Source organism: Streptococcus sp. Marseille-Q5986 (assembly GCF_946902915.1).
GTDB lineage: Bacteria > Bacillota > Bacilli > Lactobacillales > Streptococcaceae > Streptococcus.
Map to the genome: position 1 here is coordinate 371,375 of NZ_CAMPPY010000001.1, position 18,691 is coordinate 390,065.

Sequence of the window (18,691 nt, forward strand, 5' to 3'; positions counted from 1 at the left end):
GGAGAAGGAGAATGGTTAAAGAACGTAATTTAACTCGCTGGATATTTGTTTTGCCAGCTATGATTATCGTAGGATTACTCTTTGTTTATCCGTTTTTCTCGAGTATTTTTTATAGCTTTACCAATAAGCATTTGATTATGCCCAATTATAAATTTGTTGGTTTAGCTAACTATAAAGCTGTGCTATCAGATCCCAACTTCTTTAATGCGTTCTTTAATTCAATTAAGTGGACCATTTTCTCATTAGTTGGTCAAGTTTTAGTAGGGTTTGTATTGGCTTTAGCTCTTCACAGAGTACGCCACTTCAAGAAATTATATAGGACCTTATTGATTGTTCCTTGGGCATTTCCTACCATCGTTATTGCCTTCTCTTGGCAGTGGATTCTAAACGGGGTTTATGGCTACTTACCTAATCTAATCGTAAAATTAGGTTTAATGGATCATACACCTGCATTTTTGACAGATAGTACATGGGCATTCCTATGTTTGGTGTTTATCAACATTTGGTTTGGAGCACCGATGATTATGGTTAATGTACTTTCAGCTTTACAAACAGTACCAGAAGAACAATTTGAGGCTGCTAAGATAGACGGTGCTTCAAGTTGGCAGGTGTTTAAGTTTATCGTCTTTCCGCATATTAAAGTGGTTGTAGGACTTCTAGTTGTTTTGAGAACTGTATGGATCTTTAATAACTTTGATATCATCTACCTAATTACTGGTGGTGGACCAGCCAATGCTACAACGACGCTTCCAATTTTTGCTTATAACCTAGGTTGGGGAACTAAATTGTTGGGTCGTGCTTCAGCAGTTACAGTATTGCTCTTTATCTTCTTGGTAGCAATTTGCTTTATCTACTTTGCTATCATCAGTAAGTGGGAAAAGGAGGGTAGAAAATAATGAAGAAGAAATCCAGTATTTATTTAGATATTCTCTCACATGTACTCTTGATTGGTGCGACAATCGTTGCAATTTTCCCATTGGTATGGATTATCATATCTTCTGTCAAGGGTAAAGGGGAATTAACTCAGTATCCAACACGATTTTGGCCTGAACAATTTACATTGGATTATTTCACTCATGTTATCAACGATTTGCACTTTATTGATAACATTCGAAACAGTTTAATCATTGCCTTAGCTACAACCGTTATTGCGATTATTATTTCTGCTATGGCAGCCTATGGTATTGTTCGATTCTTCCCTAAATTGGGAGCGATTATGTCGAGACTACTCGTCATTACCTACATTTTCCCACCAATTTTGTTAGCAATTCCATATTCAATTGCCATTGCTAAAGTTGGATTAACAAATAGTTTATTTGGCTTGATGATGGTTTATCTATCTTTTAGTGTTCCATATGCGGTTTGGCTTTTAGTTGGATTTTTCCAAACAGTTCCGATTGGAATTGAAGAAGCAGCTCGAATTGATGGCGCTAATAAATTTGTGACTTTTTACAAAATTGTACTACCGATTGTAGCACCAGGTATTGTAGCAACAGCTATTTATACATTTATCAATGCTTGGAATGAATTCTTGTATGCCTTGATTTTGATTAACAATACAGGAAAGATGACAGTAGCAGTAGCCCTTCGATCACTTAACGGTTCAGAAATTTTAGACTGGGGAGATATGATGGCGGCATCTGTTATTGTGGTTCTTCCATCAATCATTTTCTTCTCTATCATCCAAAATAAAATTGCAAGTGGATTGTCAGAAGGATCTGTGAAGTAGACGAAAGAAGGAAAAAATGAATAAGAGAGGTCTTTATTCAAAACTAGGAATTTCTGTTGTAGGCATTAGTCTTTTAATGGGAGTCCCCACTTTGATTCATGCGAATGAATTAAACTATGGTCAACTGTCCATATCTCCTATTTTTCAAGGAGGTTCATATCAATTGAACAATAAGAGTATAGATATCAGCCCTTTGTTATTAGATAAATTGTCTGGAGAGAGTCAGACAGTAGTAATGAAATTTAAAGCAGATAAACCAAACTCGCTTCAAGCTTTGTTTGGCCTATCTAATAGTAAAGCAGGCTTTAAAAATAATTACTTTTCAATTTTCATGAGAGATTCTGGTGAGATAGGTGTAGAAATAAGAGACGCCCAAAAGGGAATAAATTATTTATTTTCTAGACCAGCTTCATTATGGGGAAAGCATAAAGGACAGGCAGTTGAAACTACACTAGTATTTGTATCTGATTCTAAAGATAAAACATACACAATGTATGTTAATGGAATAGAAGTGTTCTCTGAAACAGTTGATACATTTTTGCCAATTTCAAATATAAATGGTATAGATAAGGCAACACTAGGAGCTGTTAATCGTGAAGGTAAGGAACATTACCTCGCAAAAGGAAGTATTGATGAAATCAGTCTATTTAATAAAGCAATTAGTGATCAGGAAGTTTCAACTATTCCCTTGTCAAATCCATTTCAGTTAATTTTCCAATCAGGAGATTCTACTCAAGCTAACTATTTTAGAATACCGACACTATATACATTAAGTAGTGGAAGAGTTCTATCAAGTATTGATGCACGTTATGGTGGGACTCATGATTCTAAAAGTAAGATTAATATTGCCACTTCTTATAGTGATGATAATGGGAAAACGTGGAGTGAGCCAATTTTTGCTATGAAGTTTAATGACTATGAGGAGCAGTTAGTTTACTGGTCACGAGATAATAAATTAAAGAATAGTCAAATTAGTGGAAGTGCTTCATTCATAGATTCATCCATTGTTGAAGATAAAAAATCTGGGAAAACGATATTACTAGCTGATGTTATGCCGGCGGGTATTGGAAATAATAATGCAAATAAAGCCGACTCAGGTTTTAAAGAAATAAATGGTCATTATTATTTAAAACTAAAGAAGAATGGAGATAACGATTTCCGTTATACAGTGAGAGAAAATGGTGTCGTTTACGATGAAACGACTAATAAACCTATAAATTATACTATAAATGATAAGTATGAAGTTTTGGAGGGAGGAAAGCCTTTAACAGTCGAACAATATTCGGTTGATTTTGATAGTGGCTCTTTAAGAGAAAGGCATAATGGGAAACAGATTCCTATGAATGTTTTCTACAAAGATTCGTTATTTAAAGTGACTCCTACTAATTATATAGCAATGACAACTAGTCAGAATAGAGGAGAGAGTTGGGAACAATTTAAGTTGTTGCCTCCGTTCTTAGGAGAAAAACATAACGGAACTTACTTATGTCCCGGACAAGGTTTAGCATTAAAATCAAGTAACAGATTGATTTTTGCAACATATACTAGTGGAGAACTAACCTATCTCATTTCTGATGATAGTGGTCAAACATGGAAGAAATCTTCGGCTCCAATTCCGTTTAAGAATGCAACAGCAGAAGCACAAATGGTTGAACTGAGAGATGGTGTGATTAGAACATTCTTTAGAACTACTACAGGTAAGATAGCTTATATGACTAGTAGAGATTCTGGGGAAACATGGTCGGAAGTTTTGTATATTGATGGAATCCAACAAACTTCATATGGTACACAAGTATCTGCAATTAAATACTCTCAATTAATTGATGGAAAAGAAGCAGTCATTTTGAGTACACCAAATTCTAGAAATGGCCGTAAGGGAGGTCAATTAGTTGTCGGTTTAGTCAATAAGGAAGATGATAGTATTGATTGGAAATACCACTATGATATTGATTTGCCTTCGTATGGTTATGCCTATTCTGCGATTACAGAATTGCCAAATCATCACATAGGTGTATTATTTGAAAAATATGATTCATGGTCGAGAAATGAATTGCATTTAAGTAATGTAGTTCAGTATATAGATTTGGAAATTAATGATTTAACAAAATAAAGGAGAAAAAATATGGTTAAATACGGTGTTGTTGGAACAGGATATTTTGGAGCTGAGTTGGCTCGTTATATGCAAAAGAATGATGGAGCAGAGATTACTCTTCTCTATGATCCAGACAATGCAGAGGCAATTGCAGAAGAATTGGGAGCAAAAGTAGCAAGCTCCTTAGATGAGTTGGTTTCTAGCGATGAAGTAGATTGTGTCATCGTCGCAACTCCAAATAATCTTCATAAAGAGCCAGTTATTAAGGCTGCACAACATGGCAAAAATGTTTTCTGTGAAAAACCAATTGCACTTTCTTATCAAGATTGTCGTGAGATGGTAGATGCTTGTAAAGAAAACAATGTAACCTTTATGGCAGGACATATTATGAACTTCTTTAATGGTGTCCATCATGCAAAAGAATTGATTAATCAAGGAGTCATCGGAGACGTTCTATATTGTCACACTGCTCGTAATGGTTGGGAAGAACAACAACCGTCAGTATCATGGAAAAAAATTCGTGAAAAATCAGGTGGTCACTTGTATCACCACATCCATGAATTGGATTGTGTACAATTCCTTATGGGTGGAATGCCTGAAACTGTAACCATGACAGGTGGTAATGTAGCTCATGAAGGTGAAAATTTCGGTGATGAAGATGATATGATTTTTGTCAATATGGAATTTTCTAATAAACGTTTTGCCTTGTTAGAATGGGGTTCAGCTTATCGTTGGGGTGAACATTATGTCTTGATTCAAGGGACAAAAGGTGCTATCCGCTTAGACTTATTCAACTGTAAAGGAACTCTTAAGCTAGATGGGCAAGAAAGTTATTTCTTGATTCATGAATCGCAAGAAGAAGATGATGACCGTACTCGTATCTATCATAGTACAGAGATGGATGGAGCAATTGCTTATGGTAAACCAGGTAAACGTACTCCATTATGGCTATCATCTGTCATTGATAAAGAAATGCGCTATTTGCATGAGATTATGCAAGGAGCTCCAGTATCAGAAGAATTTGCCAAACTATTGACAGGTGAAGCTGCTCTAGAAGCAATTGCTACTGCAGATGCTTGTACCCAATCTATGTTTGAAGATCGCAAAGTAAAATTGTCAGAAATTGTAAAATAAACATAATGGAAAGGGGATGAAAAACTTATTTTCTCCCCTCATTTCGGAAATAAGTTAGGAGAAAATCTATGTCAGATTTAAAAAAATACGAAGGTGTCATTCCAGCCTTCTACGCATGTTATGATGATCAAGGAGAAGTAAGTTCAGAGCGCACACGTGCCTTGGTTCAATACTTCATTGATAAAGGTGTTCAAGGTCTCTATGTCAATGGTTCTTCTGGTGAATGTATCTACCAAAGCGTAGAGGACCGCAAGCTGATTTTGGAAGAAGTCATGGCAGTTGCCAAAGGTAAATTAACTATTATTGTCCATGTTGCTTGCAACAATACCAAGGACAGTATGGAACTTGCTCGCCATGCGGAAAGTTTGGGTGTAGATGCCATTGCGACAATTCCGCCGATTTACTTCCGCTTGCCTGAGTACTCAGTTGCCAAATACTGGAACGATATCAGTTCTGCAGCTCCAAACACAGACTACGTGATTTACAACATTCCTCAGTTAGCAGGGGTTGCTTTGACTCCAAGCCTTTATACTGAAATGTTGAAAAATCCACGTGTTATCGGTGTTAAGAACTCTTCTATGCCAGTTCAAGATATCCAAACCTTTGTCAGCCTTGGTGGGGAAGACCACATCGTCTTTAATGGTCCAGATGAACAATTCCTAGGTGGCCGTCTCATGGGTGCCAAAGCTGGTATTGGTGGTACTTACGGTGCTATGCCAGAACTCTTCTTGAAACTCAATCAGTTGATTGCTGACAAAGACTTGGAAACAGCACGTGAATTACAATACGTTATCAATGAGATTATTGGGAAATTGACTGCTGCTCACGGGAATATGTATGGTGTGATTAAGGAAGTCTTGAAAATCAATGAAGGTCTGAACATTGGTTCTGTTCGTTCGCCATTGACACCAGTGACTGAAGACGATCGTCCAGTTGTAGAAGCAGCTGCAGCCTTGATTCGTGAAACCAAGGAGCGCTTCCTCTAATCCATAAGGAGGTATTTATGACACACTACGTTGCAATTGATATCGGTGGAACCAACATCAAATATGGCTTGATCGACCAAGAAGGCCAACTTGTTGAATCGCATGAAATGCCAACAGAGGCGCATAAGGGTGGACCTCATATCTTACAAAAGACCAAAGATATTGTAGCCAGCTATTTAGAAAAAGGCCCAGTAGCAGGTGTTGCCATTTCTTCTGCTGGGATGGTGGATCCTGACAAGGGTGAGATTTTCTATGCTGGCCCTCAAATCCCTAACTACGCAGGCACTCAGTTCAAAAAGGAAATCGAGACTAGCTTTACTATTCCTTGTGAGATTGAAAATGATGTCAACTGTGCAGGTCTTGCTGAAGCAGTTTCTGGTTCAGGTAAGGGAGCGAGTGTCACTCTATGCTTGACCATTGGAACAGGTATCGGTGGTTGCTTGATTATGGATGGGAAGGTCTTCCATGGATTTAGCAATTCAGCCTGCGAAGTTGGTTATATGCACATGCAGGATGGAGCTTTCCAGGATCTCGCCTCTACGACAGCCTTGGTAGAATATGTAGCAGCAGCTCATGGCGATCCAGTTGATCAGTGGAATGGCCGACGCATTTTTAAGGAATCTACTGAAGGAAATAAAATCTGTATGGCAGGTATTGACCGTATGGTAGACTATCTAGGAAAAGGTCTGGCAAATATTTGCTATGTGGCCAATCCAGAAGTGGTCATTCTCGGTGGCGGTATCATGGGGCAAGAGGCTATCCTCAAGCCTAAGATCCGCGCAGCCTTGAAGGCGGCCTTGGTACCAAGTCTAGCTGAAAAAACACGATTAGAATTTGCCCATCACCAAAATACAGCAGGGATGTTGGGAGCCTATTACCATTTCAAAACAAAACAATCTTAGTTTGGAACTATAGAATTAAGAAAAACACTTAATCACTACTTGAGTGAAAGCTGTTTTGCTTAATTCTTTTTTTGACGATAGAAAAACTGTCCAGTATATGAAAACTAGCGGAAAGACAAAGAGAATTACAAAAAAAGTAGGATAGGAGCAGAATTCCTACCATCGAAAAATATATGAGAGGAGATTCCCTTTAAGATAGCCTTAGAAGATTGTGCAAACTCTCTACTTTGTTTCCAAATACTAAACCCAAGCCAAGAAGAAAAAGTGATATAATGAGATGGACGAGAAATTGACAAATTAGAAGTAGTAGAATCAACTCAAAAAGTATGGATGTATAGTATGTGTGGAATTTCTACAGATTTATAAAATAATAAATTTACAGAATATAAACCGGAGGCCATCATGGATTATGTGATTAGAGAATTAAAGCAGAATGAAATCAATTTATTGGATACTTTTCTATATGAGGCTATTTTTATTCCTGAAGGAGTACAAGCACCGTCCAAAGATATTATAGAACATCCCGATTTACAAATATATGTTGCTGATTTTGGCAAGAAAGATGATGTATGTTATGTGGCGGATTTTGATGGAAAGGTAGTAGGAGCTGTATGGACTCGTATCATAAATGATTATGGTCATGTTGATGACACAACACCCTCTCTTTCCATTTCTCTTCTCAAGGAATATAGGAATTTGGGAATTGGAACTGAACTTATGAAACAAATTCTTTTGACCTTGAAAGATAGAAAATATAAGCAAGTTTCATTATCTGTTCAAAAAATAAACTATGCAGTGAGTATGTATAAAAAAGTTGGTTTTGAAGTTGTTCGTGAAAATAAAGATGACTATGTCATGATTTGCAAACTTTAGTTTCTGGCAAATCTAAGTTTGTCGAAGTAAAACAATTAAATAAAATGATAGAGAGGGAGTAAAAGCAAATAGTGATACTTCCTTTTTTGTTGTCAAAAATTCAAAAACGGAAAGGAGAATTTATGGAAGAATTGAAAAAAATAGATAAAAAAGCATTGGCGCAAAGAGAAAAATTGGAGAGACCACCTAGGAGGTTTTTGTCTATTTCATAACAAAACAATCCTAGTTTGGCTCAGCCAAACTAGGATTTTCTAACGCGTTTTTGTATACGATAGCCGTTGAGCTTTTTATTTTCCCAATAACTGTTAAAGATTTTTTCCTTGCTATCGCGATTGATTTCCAAAAAGTAGGCATAAATCAAATCTATAAAGAAGAGCATAGGAATTTGAGCAGATATTCGTTGAATGTAGAAAGGCTGGTTGTGACTGGCAACAAGAACAGTCTCTGTATAGGCTTGACTATCTTTATTGGGAACACTTGTAAAGAGTACAGTTTTCGCCCCCATCTCTTTCGCGTCTAATAGACTGTCTAAAATAGAGGGAGTTGTACCAGAAAGTGAGAAACCGAGTACGAGACAATTTTCATCCATGATGCTGGTCGTCCATGCAAAGCCATCTCGATCAGTCAAAGTTTCACAGACCACACCCAGACGCATGAAACGCAATTTCATTTCACGAGCGACGAGACCGGAACTGCCTGTTCCGAAGAAGTAGACACGCTCAGCATCTTCGATTAACTGGGCGACTCGTTCCAGTTGTTCTTCGTCAATCAAATCCTGCGTTTGCTCTCGCATGATACTGTAGCTTCGCAAAACACGTTTGGTCAAAGGACTATGTTTGTACGAATGAGTGTCCTGTTTACTAGCCTGATGCTGGTATTGAAAGACGAATTCTCGGTAGCCTGTAAAACCACACTTTTTAGCAAAGCGGGTAAGCGCTGCTTGGGAGATATGCAATTTCTGGGTGACTTGCTGAGAAGAAAGATCATCTTGGATCGTTTCAGCTTGCAAAAAATAGTGAGCGATTTCTTGCTCAAGCTCGGTTAATTCTTCAAAATGGAGGTCGATTATGGTTGCGATGTCTAGCTTGTTCATGAGGCTCCTTTTTATAAGTCAAAGTCTTAAAAGTTAACGCTTTCCTAGCTATTACTATCATTATATCATAGAAGTTAGGATAACCAAATAAAAAGGCATGTTCAGTTGAAAGTCAAAAAATGCTTCGATTTTTCCAAGAGTTCCTCCGTAAAATATGATACAATAAAAAGTACTGAGCTTCACCTGTTTGCTTTATTATTTTATATGTAAATGAAGGTGAAAATCGGAAATTTTTCTAGAAAAGAGCCTTAGTTGTATGAGAAAATTCAATAGCCATTCGATTCCTATCCGGCTTAATTTACTGTTTGCCATTGTCATCCTGTTGTTTATGGCCATTATTGGTCGATTGTTATATATGCAGGTGCTCAATAAAGATTTCTATGAAACAAAATTGGCTTCAGCCAGCCAGACAAGGGTAAGAACCAGTTCAGCTCGTGGACAGATCTATGATGCATCAGGGAAACCCTTGGTAGAAAACACTGTCAAGCAAGTTGTTTCTTTCACCCGAAACAATAAAATGACGGTATCAGAATTGAAGGAGACAGCCAAGAAACTTCTCGCATATGTGAATGTAACCTCCCCTAATCTGACAGACCGTCAGATTGTAGACTACTACTTGGCGGACCAGGACGTTTACAAAAAAACAGTCGAATCCTTGCCAAGTGATAAACGCCTAGCTTCAGATGGGAACCGCTTATCTGAAGCGACTCTCTACAATAATGCGGTTGAAAGTATTGACGTGAGTCAACTCAATTATACAGATGACCAGAAAAAGGAAATCTATCTCTTTAGTCAGCTCAATGCCGTTGAAAATTTTGCGACAGGCACCATTTCTACGGATGCCTTGAATGATACCCAAGTTGCTCTCGTTGCATCAGCGTCTAAGGAATTACCAGGCATCAGTATTTCAACCTCATGGGATAGAAAAGTCCTAGACACTTCTTTGTCTTCAATTGTAGGTAGTGTATCAAGTGAAAAATCAGGTCTTCCAGCGGAGGAAGTGGACGCTTATTTGAAAAAAGGGTATTCTCTCAATGACCGAGTGGGAACTTCCTATCTTGAAAAGCAATATGAAGATGTTCTTCAGGGAAAACGTTCCGTCAAAGAAATCCACCTCGACCAACACGGAAATATGGAAAGTGTAGAAAATGTCGAAGAGGGAAGTAAAGGAAACAACATCAAACTAACGATTGACCTAACTTTCCAGAATGGTGTAGATGACCTACTCAAGAGCTACTTCAACTCAGAGTTGGGCAACGGTGGAGCCAAATACTCTGAAGGAGTCTACGCTGTAGCCCTCAATCCTAAAACCGGTGCAGTTCTGGCTATGTCAGGTGTCAAGCATGATGTCGAATCCGGTAAATTAAGTTCAGATTCGCTTGGAACGATAACCAATGTCTTTGTACCAGGATCTGTCGTTAAGGCAGCGACCATCAGCTCTGGTTGGGAAAATGGGGTCTTGTCAGGCAATCAAACCTTGACAGATCAGCCGATTGTTTTCCGAGGTTCGGCTCCAATCAATTCATGGTATACCTTGTCCTATGGCTCCTTCCCTATCACAGCAGTTGAAGCTTTGGAGTATTCTTCTAATACCTACATGGTTCAGACTGCGCTAGGGATCATGGGGCAGACCTACCAGCCAAATATGACAATCGCAACTGGACAGTTAAAGACTGCAATGGGCAAATTGCGATCAACCTTTGGGGAATATGGACTCGGAGCTTCAACAGGTATTGACCTACCAGATGAATCTACTGGATTTATTCCCAAAGACTATAGCTTTGCCAATTACATCACCAATGCCTTTGGTCAGTTTGACAACTACACACCGATGCAGTTAGCCCAGTATGTCGCAACCATTGCAAATGATGGTGTTCGTGTGGCTCCTCGTATTGTTGAAGGCATTTATGGTAATAATGATAAGGGAGGACTGGGTGACTTGATTCAGCAACTGCAACCGACAGAGATGAATAAGGTCAATATATCAGAATCAGATATGGCTATCTTGCAACAAGGTTTCTATCAAGTTTCGCATGGAACGAGTGCTCTGACAACTGGTCGTGCCTTTTCAAATGGCGCAGCCGTTTCCATCAGCGGGAAAACGGGGACTGCCGAAAGTTACGTTAATGGCGGTCAAAAAGCCAATAATACCAACGCAGTCGCCTATGCTCCGACTGAAAATCCCCAAATCGCTGTCGCAGTCGTCTTTCCTCATAACACCAACCTAACAAACGGTGTCGGACCTTCAATTGCGCGCGACATTATCAATCTTTATCATCAACACCATCCAATGAATTAGAAAGGAACATATGCTGTATCCAACACCTATTGCCAAACTGATTGATAGCTATTCAAAGTTACCAGGTATCGGGATTAAGACGGCTACGCGTCTGGCTTTTTATACGATTGGGATGTCTGATGATGATGTCAATGAATTTGCAAAAAATCTCCTGTCTGCTAAACGAGAGTTGACCTATTGTTCCGTCTGCGGTCGTTTGACAGACGACGATCCTTGTTCTATCTGTACCGATCCAACTCGTGATCAGACAACGATTTTGGTGCTAGAGGATAGTCGTGATGTGGCGGTTATGGAAAATATCCAAGAATACCATGGACTCTATCATGTCTTACATGGCCTTATTTCTCCCATGAATGGCATTAGTCCAGATGATATCAATCTCAAGAGTCTCATGACCCGTCTTATGGATAGTGAGGTTTCAGAAGTGATTGTAGCCACAAATGCTACAGCAGATGGGGAAGCGACTTCGATGTATCTTTCTCGCCTGCTCAAACCAGCTGGCATCAAGGTCACTCGCCTGGCGCGAGGCCTCGCTGTGGGAGCAGATATCGAGTATGCGGACGAAGTGACCCTCTTACGGGCTATTGAAAATCGGACAGAGTTGTAAGTGTAGACAAATTTACGAACTTCATTTTCAAGTTTTAAAAAACCAAGCAAATATGATATACTAAAGAGCGAGTATTCTAGTAGAATTAGGACAAATAATATGAAACAAACGATTATTCTTTTATATGGTGGACGGAGTGCAGAGCGTGAAGTCTCTGTCCTTTCAGCGGAAAGTGTTATGCGTGCGGTCAACTACGAGCGTTTCACAGTCAAGAATTTCTTCATCAGCCAGTCAGGTGACTTTATCAAAACGCAAGAATTTAGTCAGACTCCAGGGCAAGAGGATCGTCTCATGACCAATGAAACCATTGATTGGGATAAGCAGGTTGCACCAAGTGCCATCTACGAAGAAGGTGCAGTGGTCTTTCCAGTTCTTCACGGTCCGATGGGAGAAGATGGTTCTGTTCAAGGATTCTTGGAAGTTTTGAAAATGCCCTATGTCGGCTGTAATATCTTGTCATCCAGTCTTGCCATGGATAAAATCACGACTAAACGTGTTCTGGAATCTGCTGGTATTGCCCAAGTTCCTTATGTGGCTATCGTTGAAGGTGACGATGTGACTGCTAGAATCGCTGAAGTGGAAGAAAAATTAACTTATCCAGTCTTCACTAAGCCGTCAAACATGGGTTCTAGTGTCGGTATTTCCAGATCAGAAAATCAAGAAGAACTCCGCCAAGCTTTGAAACTTGCCTTCCAATATGACAGCCGTGTCTTAGTAGAGCAAGGGGTCAATGCTCGTGAAATCGAGGTTGGTCTCTTGGGGAACTACGATGTCAAAAGTACGCTACCAGGAGAAGTGGTCAAGGATGTTGCCTTTTATGACTACGATGCCAAGTATATTGATAACAAGATTACTATGGATATTCCAGCCAAAGTCAGTGATGATGTGGTAGCTGTCATGCGTCGAAATGCGGAAACAGCCTTCCGTGCCATTGGTGGCCTTGGTCTATCTCGTTGCGATTTCTTCTATACAGATAAGGGAGAGATTTTCCTAAACGAGCTCAATACTATGCCAGGTTTCACCCAGTGGTCTATGTATCCACTACTTTGGGATAAAATGGGAATCAGTTACCCAGACCTAATCGAGCGTTTGGTTGATCTTGCCAAGGAAAGTTTTGACAAGCGCGAAGCGCATTTGCTATAAAATGAAAGAGAGGGTAGAAGCCAGAACCATCACTGTAAGGTGATCAGAGTTCTCGGACTTCGACCCTTTTTAAAGGAGTAGAAATGAAACTTACAATTCACGAAGTTGCCCAAGCTGTTGGAGCTAAAAATGATATCAGCATCTTTGAGGACACCCAGTTAGAAAAGGCTGAGTTTGACAGTCGTTTGATTACGACAGGGGACTTGTTTGTGCCTCTAAAAGGTGCGCGTGATGGTCATGACTTTATCGAAACAGCCTTTGAAAATGGCGCTGCTGTAACCCTGTCTGAGAAAGAGCTTGCAAATCATCCCTACATTCTAGTAGATGATGTGCTGACTGCCTTTCAAACCCTCGCTGCCTACTATCTTGAGAAAACAGCTGTTGATGTCTTTGCAGTCACGGGTTCAAATGGCAAGACAACGACCAAGGATATGTTGGCGCACTTGCTATCAACAACCTACAAAACCTACAAAACACAAGGCAATTATAATAACGAGATAGGTCTTCCTTACACAGTTCTCCATATGCCTGAAGGAACAGAAAAGTTGGTCTTGGAGATGGGGCAGGATCACTTAGGTGATATCCATCTCTTGTCTGAATTGACTCACCCAAAAACAGGCATTGTGACCTTGGTTGGAGAGGCTCATTTGGCCTTTTTCAAAGACCGTTCGGAGATCGCTAAAGGGAAGATGCAAATTGCAGACGGTATGGCTTCAGGTTCTTTGCTTTTGGCACCAGCCGACTCCATTATAGAGGATTACTTGCCAACTGATAAAAAGGTGGTCCGTTTTGGGCAAGGAGCAGAGTTGGAAATTACAGACTTGGTTGAGCGCAAGGATAGTCTGACCTTTAAGGCTAATTTCTTGGAACAAGCCCTCGATTTGCCAGTGACTGGTAAGTACAATGCCACTAATGCCATGATTGCATCCTATGTTGCCCTACAAGAAGAAGTGTCAGAGGAACAGATTGGTCAGGTCTTCCAAGATCTTGAATTGACGCGTAACCGTACTGAGTGGAAGAAAGTAGCCAATGGAGCAGATATCCTGTCAGATGTGTATAATGCCAATCCAACTGCTATGAAGTTGATTTTAGAGACTTTTTCGGCTATTCCAGCTAATGAAGGTGGCAAGAAAATTGTAGTGTTGGCGGATATGAAGGAACTGGGCGACCAGTCTATTCAGCTCCATAACCAGATGATTTTAAGTCTTTCCCCAGATGTGTTGGATACTGTCATTTTCTACGGAGAAGACATTGCCGAATTGGCACAACTGGCTAGTCAAATGTTCCCAATCGGTCACGTTTATTACTTCAAAAAAACAGCCGACGAGGACCAATTTGAAGACCTAGTCAAGCAGGTTAAGGAAAGCCTCAGTGCCAATGACCAAATTTTGCTCAAAGGCTCTAACTCTATGAATCTAGCCAAGTTGGTAGAAAGTTTAGAAAATGAATGCAAGTGATTTTGCTAAGTATCTTCAAAGAATGATTGCCATTACAGATACTGGATTAACCTTTACAAAAGATCCTTTTGACCGTGAGCGCTACGAAGACTTGCGAAGTCTGTTATCTGAAATGTTGAATCAAGCATCAGACCTTGATTCCGAAGAAGTGGCAGAAGTCTTGAAGCCAATGTCCGCTTATGCAACTCCGTTAATGGACGTCCGTGCTTGGATTGTTGAGGACGAAAAGGTTTGTCTGGTTAGGGGACAAGGAGAGGATAGTTGGGCTTTGCCAGGTGGCTTTGGTGAGGTCGGTTATTCACCAACTGAAAATATTCTTAAAGAAATTGAAGAAGAAACCGGTTTTACAGCAAAAGCTGAAAGGTTACTTGCAGTTTTTGACACCAATCGTTTCCAACTACAGAGCAAACAATATGCAAAATTTGTCTTTGAATGTAAGCTTCTTGATGGACAATTTCAAGAGAATCAAGAAATTGCTGAGCTTCAATTTTTTGCCATTAACCAACTGCCAGCCTTATCTGAAAAACGCATCACCAAGGAGCAAATGGAGATTCTTTGGCAGGTTCATAAAGGACAAAGAGACCAATATGTCGATTAGTTTATGCTAGAGAAGTCGATAAATCAAAAAAGGGTGTTTGTAAAGTGCATTTCTGCAATACAAATGATATAATAGGTTGCGAATTTAAGACGCAAGTATTCTATGCATAGTATAGAATCAAGTATTTTCAAAAAATTAAAAAGGTCGAGCGGCGACTTTTATACTGCTCTGGCTAGATGAATGAGGAAGAGAATATGAATTTGTGGGATCAATTGTTTACCACGCAGATATCAGAACCGCCCCAGATTGAACTCCATTGGTATATTGGTTTGTTATGTTTACTGGCCTTTACTATTTATGCTTCTTATCGTTTTCGTGACAAAGTGGCCTACCAACGATTTATTCAGATTCTTCAATCTGTTCAATTGATTGTTCTGTATAGCTGGTATTGGGGAAACCATCTACCCTTGTCAGAAAGTTTACCCTTCTATCATTGCCGTGTAGCCATGTTTGCCTTGCTCCTGATCCCGGGAGCCTCTAAGTACAAGCAATACTTTGCCCTTCTAGGAACCTTTGGGGTAACAGCGGCTCTGACTTATCCACTATTTGATCCTTATCCGTTTCCACATGTGACCATCCTGTCCTTCTTTATCGGACATGTGGCACTTTTGGGAAATGCACTCTTATACTTGTTTAAAAACTATGAAGCTTCCCTGCTCAACTTCAAAAATGTGGCGGTGATTACCTTCACCTTGAACGCTTTGATATGGGTTGTTAATTTAGTTGTCAGTGGGGATTATGGTTTCTTAACGAGACCGCCACTTGTTGGAAATCACGGACAACTTTTGAATTACCTCATTGTTTCGAGCGTTATCGTGATAGCAATTTGCGTAACAGCAAAATTGCTAGAGATTTTTTTACAGCAAAAATCGCAAGAATTTATTCAAGAGAAGGTCTAAATAGACCTTCTTTTTTGATGGGTTATAAATATTATCGAATTGTTGACAAGAACATCAAAAACTTTTTCTAGAAGAAAAATTTTCTAATATTTTCTCAAAAAACATGTAGGAAATTTACGAAAAACTAAGCATGATTAGTTTTTTTGTGTTATAATATTCTTTGAATAGCTATGTCCAAACATAGTTATTAAATAGAAGTGAGAAACTTGGAAGATAGAGAGGATGCGATGCAATGACTAGAGATGGTTTTTTTACAGGCTTAGATATCGGAACTAGCTCCATTAAGGTGTTAGTTGCTGAGCATAGGGATGGCGAAGTAAATGTAATTGGTGTTAGTAATGCCAAAAGTAAAGGTGTAAAGGACGGAATTATTGTTGATATTGAAGCAGCTGCTTCAGCAATCAAATCTGCAATCACACAGGCAGAAGAGAAAGCAGGCATTTCTATCAAGTCTGTCAACGTTGGTCTTCCAGCAAATCTCTTGCAGGTCGAACCAACACAAGGAATGATTTCTGTAACATCAGATACAAAAGAAATCACAGATCAGGATGTTGAAGATGTTGTTAAGTCAGCTTTGACAAAGAGCATGACTCCTGATCGTGAAGTAATTACCTTTATTCCAGAAGAGTTCATCGTGGATGGTTTCCAAGGAATTCGTGACCCTCGTGGTATGATGGGGGTTCGCTTGGAAATGCGCGGTCTGCTTTACACAGGACCTCGTACGATTCTACACAATCTCCGCAAGACAGTTGAGTGTGTAGGTATCCAGGTTGATAATGTGATTATTTCACCTTTGGCAATTGTGAACTCAGTCCTCAATGAAGGCGAACGTGAATTTGGTGCGACTGTCATTGACATGGGTGGAGGTCAGACTACTGTAGCGACTATCCGCAACCAAGAATTGCAATTTACCAACATCTACCAAGAAGGTGGAGATTACGTTACAAAAGACATTTCTAAAGTCTTGAAAACATCTCAAAAGATTGCAGAAAGTTTGAAACTGAACTATGGTGAAGCTTATGTTCCACTAGCAAGTAATGAAACTTTCCAAGTTGAAGTAATTGGTGAAGTAGAGCCTGTTGAAGTGACAGAGAGCTACTTAGCAGAAATTATCTCAGCACGCATCAAACATATCTTTGACCAAATCAAACAAGAGTTGGAAAGAAGACACTTGTTAGATTTGCTAGGAGGTATCGTCCTTATCGGTGGAAATGCAATTTTGCCGGGAGTTGTTGAATTAGCCCAAGAAGTATTTGGTGTTCGAGTAAAACTCTATGTACCAAATCAGGTTGGAATTCGCAACCCTGCATTTGCTCACGTGATTAGTTTATCTGAGTTTGCTGGTAAATTGACCGAAGTCAATCTTCTTGCTCAAAAAGCAGTTAAAGGAGATGAATTCCTTCGTCAAAAACCAATCAACTTTGGTATTCCAAATCAACGTTTGAATCCTGTAGCGCAACCAAGTCCGGCACAAACAGCTCCAGCTGAAACTGTGCAGGAAACTCCAGTTGCTCCCAAGGAAGAATTCCAAGCAAGTTCTCAAAGTAAACCGAAGCTAATAGAACGTTTCCGTGGTTTAATCGGAAGCATGTTTGATGAATAAAAGAGGATAAGAAATTATGACATTTTCATTTGATACAGCAGCAGCTCAAGGCGCAGTTATTAAGGTAATTGGTGTCGGTGGTGGTGGTGGTAACGCTATCAACCGTATGGTTGACGAAGGTGTTGCTGGTGTAGAATTTATCGCAGCTAACACTGATGTACAAGCCCTTAGCAGTACGAAAGCAGAAACCGTTATCCAACTTGGTCCAAAATTGACTCGTGGATTGGGTGCTGGAGGTCGTCCAGAAGTTGGACGTAAAGCTGCAGAGGAGAGCGAAGAAGCTCTGACTGAAGCAATCAGCGGTGCAGACATGGTTTTCATCACTGCTGGTATGGGTGGTGGATCTGGTACAGGTGCTGCCCCTGTTATTGCACGTATCGCTAAAGATCTTGATGCTCTCACAGTTGGTGTCGTGACACGTCCTTTCGGATTTGAAGGAAGCAAACGTGGTCAGTACGCTGTAGAAGGAATCAATGAACTTCGCGAGCATGTTGATACTTTGTTGATTATATCTAACAACAACTTGCTTGAAATTGTTGACAAGAAAACACCGCTTCTTGAAGCTCTTAGTGAAGCAGATAACGTTCTTCGCCAAGGTGTTCAAGGAATTACTGACTTGATCACGAATCCAGGATTGATTAACCTTGACTTTGCTGATGTAAAAACTGTAATGGCAAACAAAGGGAATGCCCTTATGGGTATCGGTATCGGTAGTGGTGAAGAGCGCGTTGTTGAAGCGGCTCGTAAAGCGATTTACTCTCCACTTCTTGAAACAACTATTGATGGTGCAGAGGATGTGATTGTCAACGTTACTGGTGGTCTTGATTTGACTTTGATTGAAGCAGAAGAAGCTTCAGAAATTGTCAATCAAGCAGCTGGCAAAGGTGTAAACATCTGGCTTGGAACATCTATTGACGAAAGCATGAAGGATGAAATACGTGTGACTGTTGTAGCGACAGGTGTTCGTCAAGAACGACTAGAAAAAGTAGTCGGGTCTGCTACCAATCAACCAGTTGGTCGACCATCAACTAAAACTCCACAAGCACACACATTTGACCGTCAATTCGACTTGGAAGAGACAGCAGAACTGCCTAAATCAAGTCCGCGTCGCTTTGAAACTAACCAAGCATCTGCTTTTGGAGGTTGGAACTTACGCCGTGAGTCAATTGTTCGCCAAACAGCTCCCGTTGCTTCACCAGTTGAACGCTTTGAAACACCAGTTTCACAAGATGAGGATGAATTGGATACACCTCCATTCTTCAAAAATCGTTAATCA

Annotated in this window: 16 protein-coding genes; 15 read left to right on the forward strand and 1 reads right to left on the reverse strand. The window is 39.9% G+C overall.

What is annotated here, in order from left to right:
• The first annotated feature begins 11 nt into the window (after positions 1-11).
• From OVN21_RS02080 to OVN21_RS02110, 7 genes are all read left to right on the forward strand, one after another.
• A complete protein-coding gene (locus tag OVN21_RS02080; protein ID WP_050073359.1) occupies positions 12-896 on the forward strand; it encodes a carbohydrate ABC transporter permease in 885 nt (294 codons plus the stop codon).
• On the forward strand, positions 896-1,729 hold the full coding sequence (locus tag OVN21_RS02085) for a carbohydrate ABC transporter permease (RefSeq protein WP_138336665.1): 834 nt from the start codon (positions 896-898) through the stop codon (positions 1,727-1,729). Before OVN21_RS02080 ends, OVN21_RS02085 begins: the two co-directional genes overlap by 1 nt.
• Positions 1,730-1,745: 16 nt before the next feature.
• The gene (nanB, locus tag OVN21_RS02090; RefSeq protein ID WP_267247069.1) at positions 1,746-3,839 is read left to right on the forward strand and encodes a neuraminidase NanB; all 2,094 of its coding nucleotides are present in this window, start codon (positions 1,746-1,748) and stop codon (positions 3,837-3,839) included.
• A 12-nt stretch (positions 3,840-3,851) separates the two neighbouring features.
• Complete coding sequence (locus OVN21_RS02095) at positions 3,852-4,955, forward strand: Gfo/Idh/MocA family protein (protein WP_000241736.1); 1,104 nt, start codon at positions 3,852-3,854, stop codon at positions 4,953-4,955.
• A gap of 68 nt (positions 4,956-5,023) precedes the next feature.
• Complete coding sequence (locus OVN21_RS02100) at positions 5,024-5,941, forward strand: dihydrodipicolinate synthase family protein (protein WP_267247070.1); 918 nt, start codon at positions 5,024-5,026, stop codon at positions 5,939-5,941.
• A 17-nt stretch (positions 5,942-5,958) separates the two neighbouring features.
• Positions 5,959-6,843: an ROK family protein gene (locus OVN21_RS02105; RefSeq protein ID WP_267247071.1), complete on the forward strand. Its 885-nt coding sequence runs from the start codon at positions 5,959-5,961 to the stop codon at positions 6,841-6,843.
• A 402-nt stretch (positions 6,844-7,245) separates the two neighbouring features.
• The gene (locus tag OVN21_RS02110) at positions 7,246-7,716 is read left to right on the forward strand and encodes a GNAT family N-acetyltransferase (RefSeq protein WP_267247072.1); all 471 of its coding nucleotides are present in this window, start codon (positions 7,246-7,248) and stop codon (positions 7,714-7,716) included.
• 241 nt (positions 7,717-7,957) lie between these two features.
• On the opposite strand, the gene OVN21_RS02115 is transcribed toward OVN21_RS02110, so the two are convergent.
• A complete protein-coding gene (locus OVN21_RS02115; protein WP_267247073.1) occupies positions 7,958-8,809 on the reverse strand; it encodes a MurR/RpiR family transcriptional regulator in 852 nt (283 codons plus the stop codon).
• Between the two features lie 256 nt (positions 8,810-9,065).
• On the opposite strand from OVN21_RS02115, the gene pbp2b reads away from it, so the two are divergent.
• The 8 genes from pbp2b to ftsZ all read left to right on the forward strand — a co-directional run bounded on the left by pbp2b (position 9,066) and on the right by ftsZ (position 18,688).
• Positions 9,066-11,108 carry a penicillin-binding protein PBP2B gene (pbp2b, locus tag OVN21_RS02120; protein ID WP_267247074.1) on the forward strand — a complete coding sequence of 681 codons (2,043 nt, stop codon included), beginning with the start codon at positions 9,066-9,068 and terminating at the stop codon, positions 11,106-11,108.
• A gap of 10 nt (positions 11,109-11,118) precedes the next feature.
• Entirely contained in the window at positions 11,119-11,715 is a 597-nt protein-coding gene (recR, locus tag OVN21_RS02125) for a recombination mediator RecR (RefSeq protein ID WP_267247075.1), read from the forward strand.
• A gap of 99 nt (positions 11,716-11,814) precedes the next feature.
• Positions 11,815-12,858 carry a D-alanine--D-alanine ligase gene (locus OVN21_RS02130; RefSeq protein ID WP_267247076.1) on the forward strand — a complete coding sequence of 348 codons (1,044 nt, stop codon included), beginning with the start codon at positions 11,815-11,817 and terminating at the stop codon, positions 12,856-12,858.
• 83 nt (positions 12,859-12,941) lie between these two features.
• Positions 12,942-14,315 (forward strand): UDP-N-acetylmuramoyl-tripeptide--D-alanyl-D-alanine ligase, encoded by a 1,374-nt coding sequence (locus OVN21_RS02135; protein WP_267247077.1) that lies wholly within the window; start codon positions 12,942-12,944, stop codon positions 14,313-14,315.
• Positions 14,302-14,913, forward strand: a complete 612-nt coding sequence (locus tag OVN21_RS02140) for an NUDIX hydrolase N-terminal domain-containing protein (RefSeq protein WP_267247078.1) — start codon at positions 14,302-14,304, stop codon at positions 14,911-14,913. The genes OVN21_RS02135 and OVN21_RS02140 overlap by 14 nt, the downstream gene beginning before the upstream one ends.
• 194 nt (positions 14,914-15,107) lie before the next feature.
• Positions 15,108-15,812, forward strand: coding sequence for a TIGR02206 family membrane protein (locus OVN21_RS02145; protein WP_267247079.1), 705 nt, complete (start codon positions 15,108-15,110; stop codon positions 15,810-15,812).
• Positions 15,813-16,044: 232 nt separating this feature from the next.
• A complete protein-coding gene (gene ftsA, locus OVN21_RS02150) occupies positions 16,045-17,415 on the forward strand; it encodes a cell division protein FtsA (protein ID WP_267247080.1) in 1,371 nt (456 codons plus the stop codon).
• Positions 17,416-17,431: 16 nt separating this feature from the next.
• A complete protein-coding gene (ftsZ, locus tag OVN21_RS02155) occupies positions 17,432-18,688 on the forward strand; it encodes a cell division protein FtsZ (RefSeq protein ID WP_267247081.1) in 1,257 nt (418 codons plus the stop codon).
• Positions 18,689-18,691 lie beyond the last annotated feature (3 nt).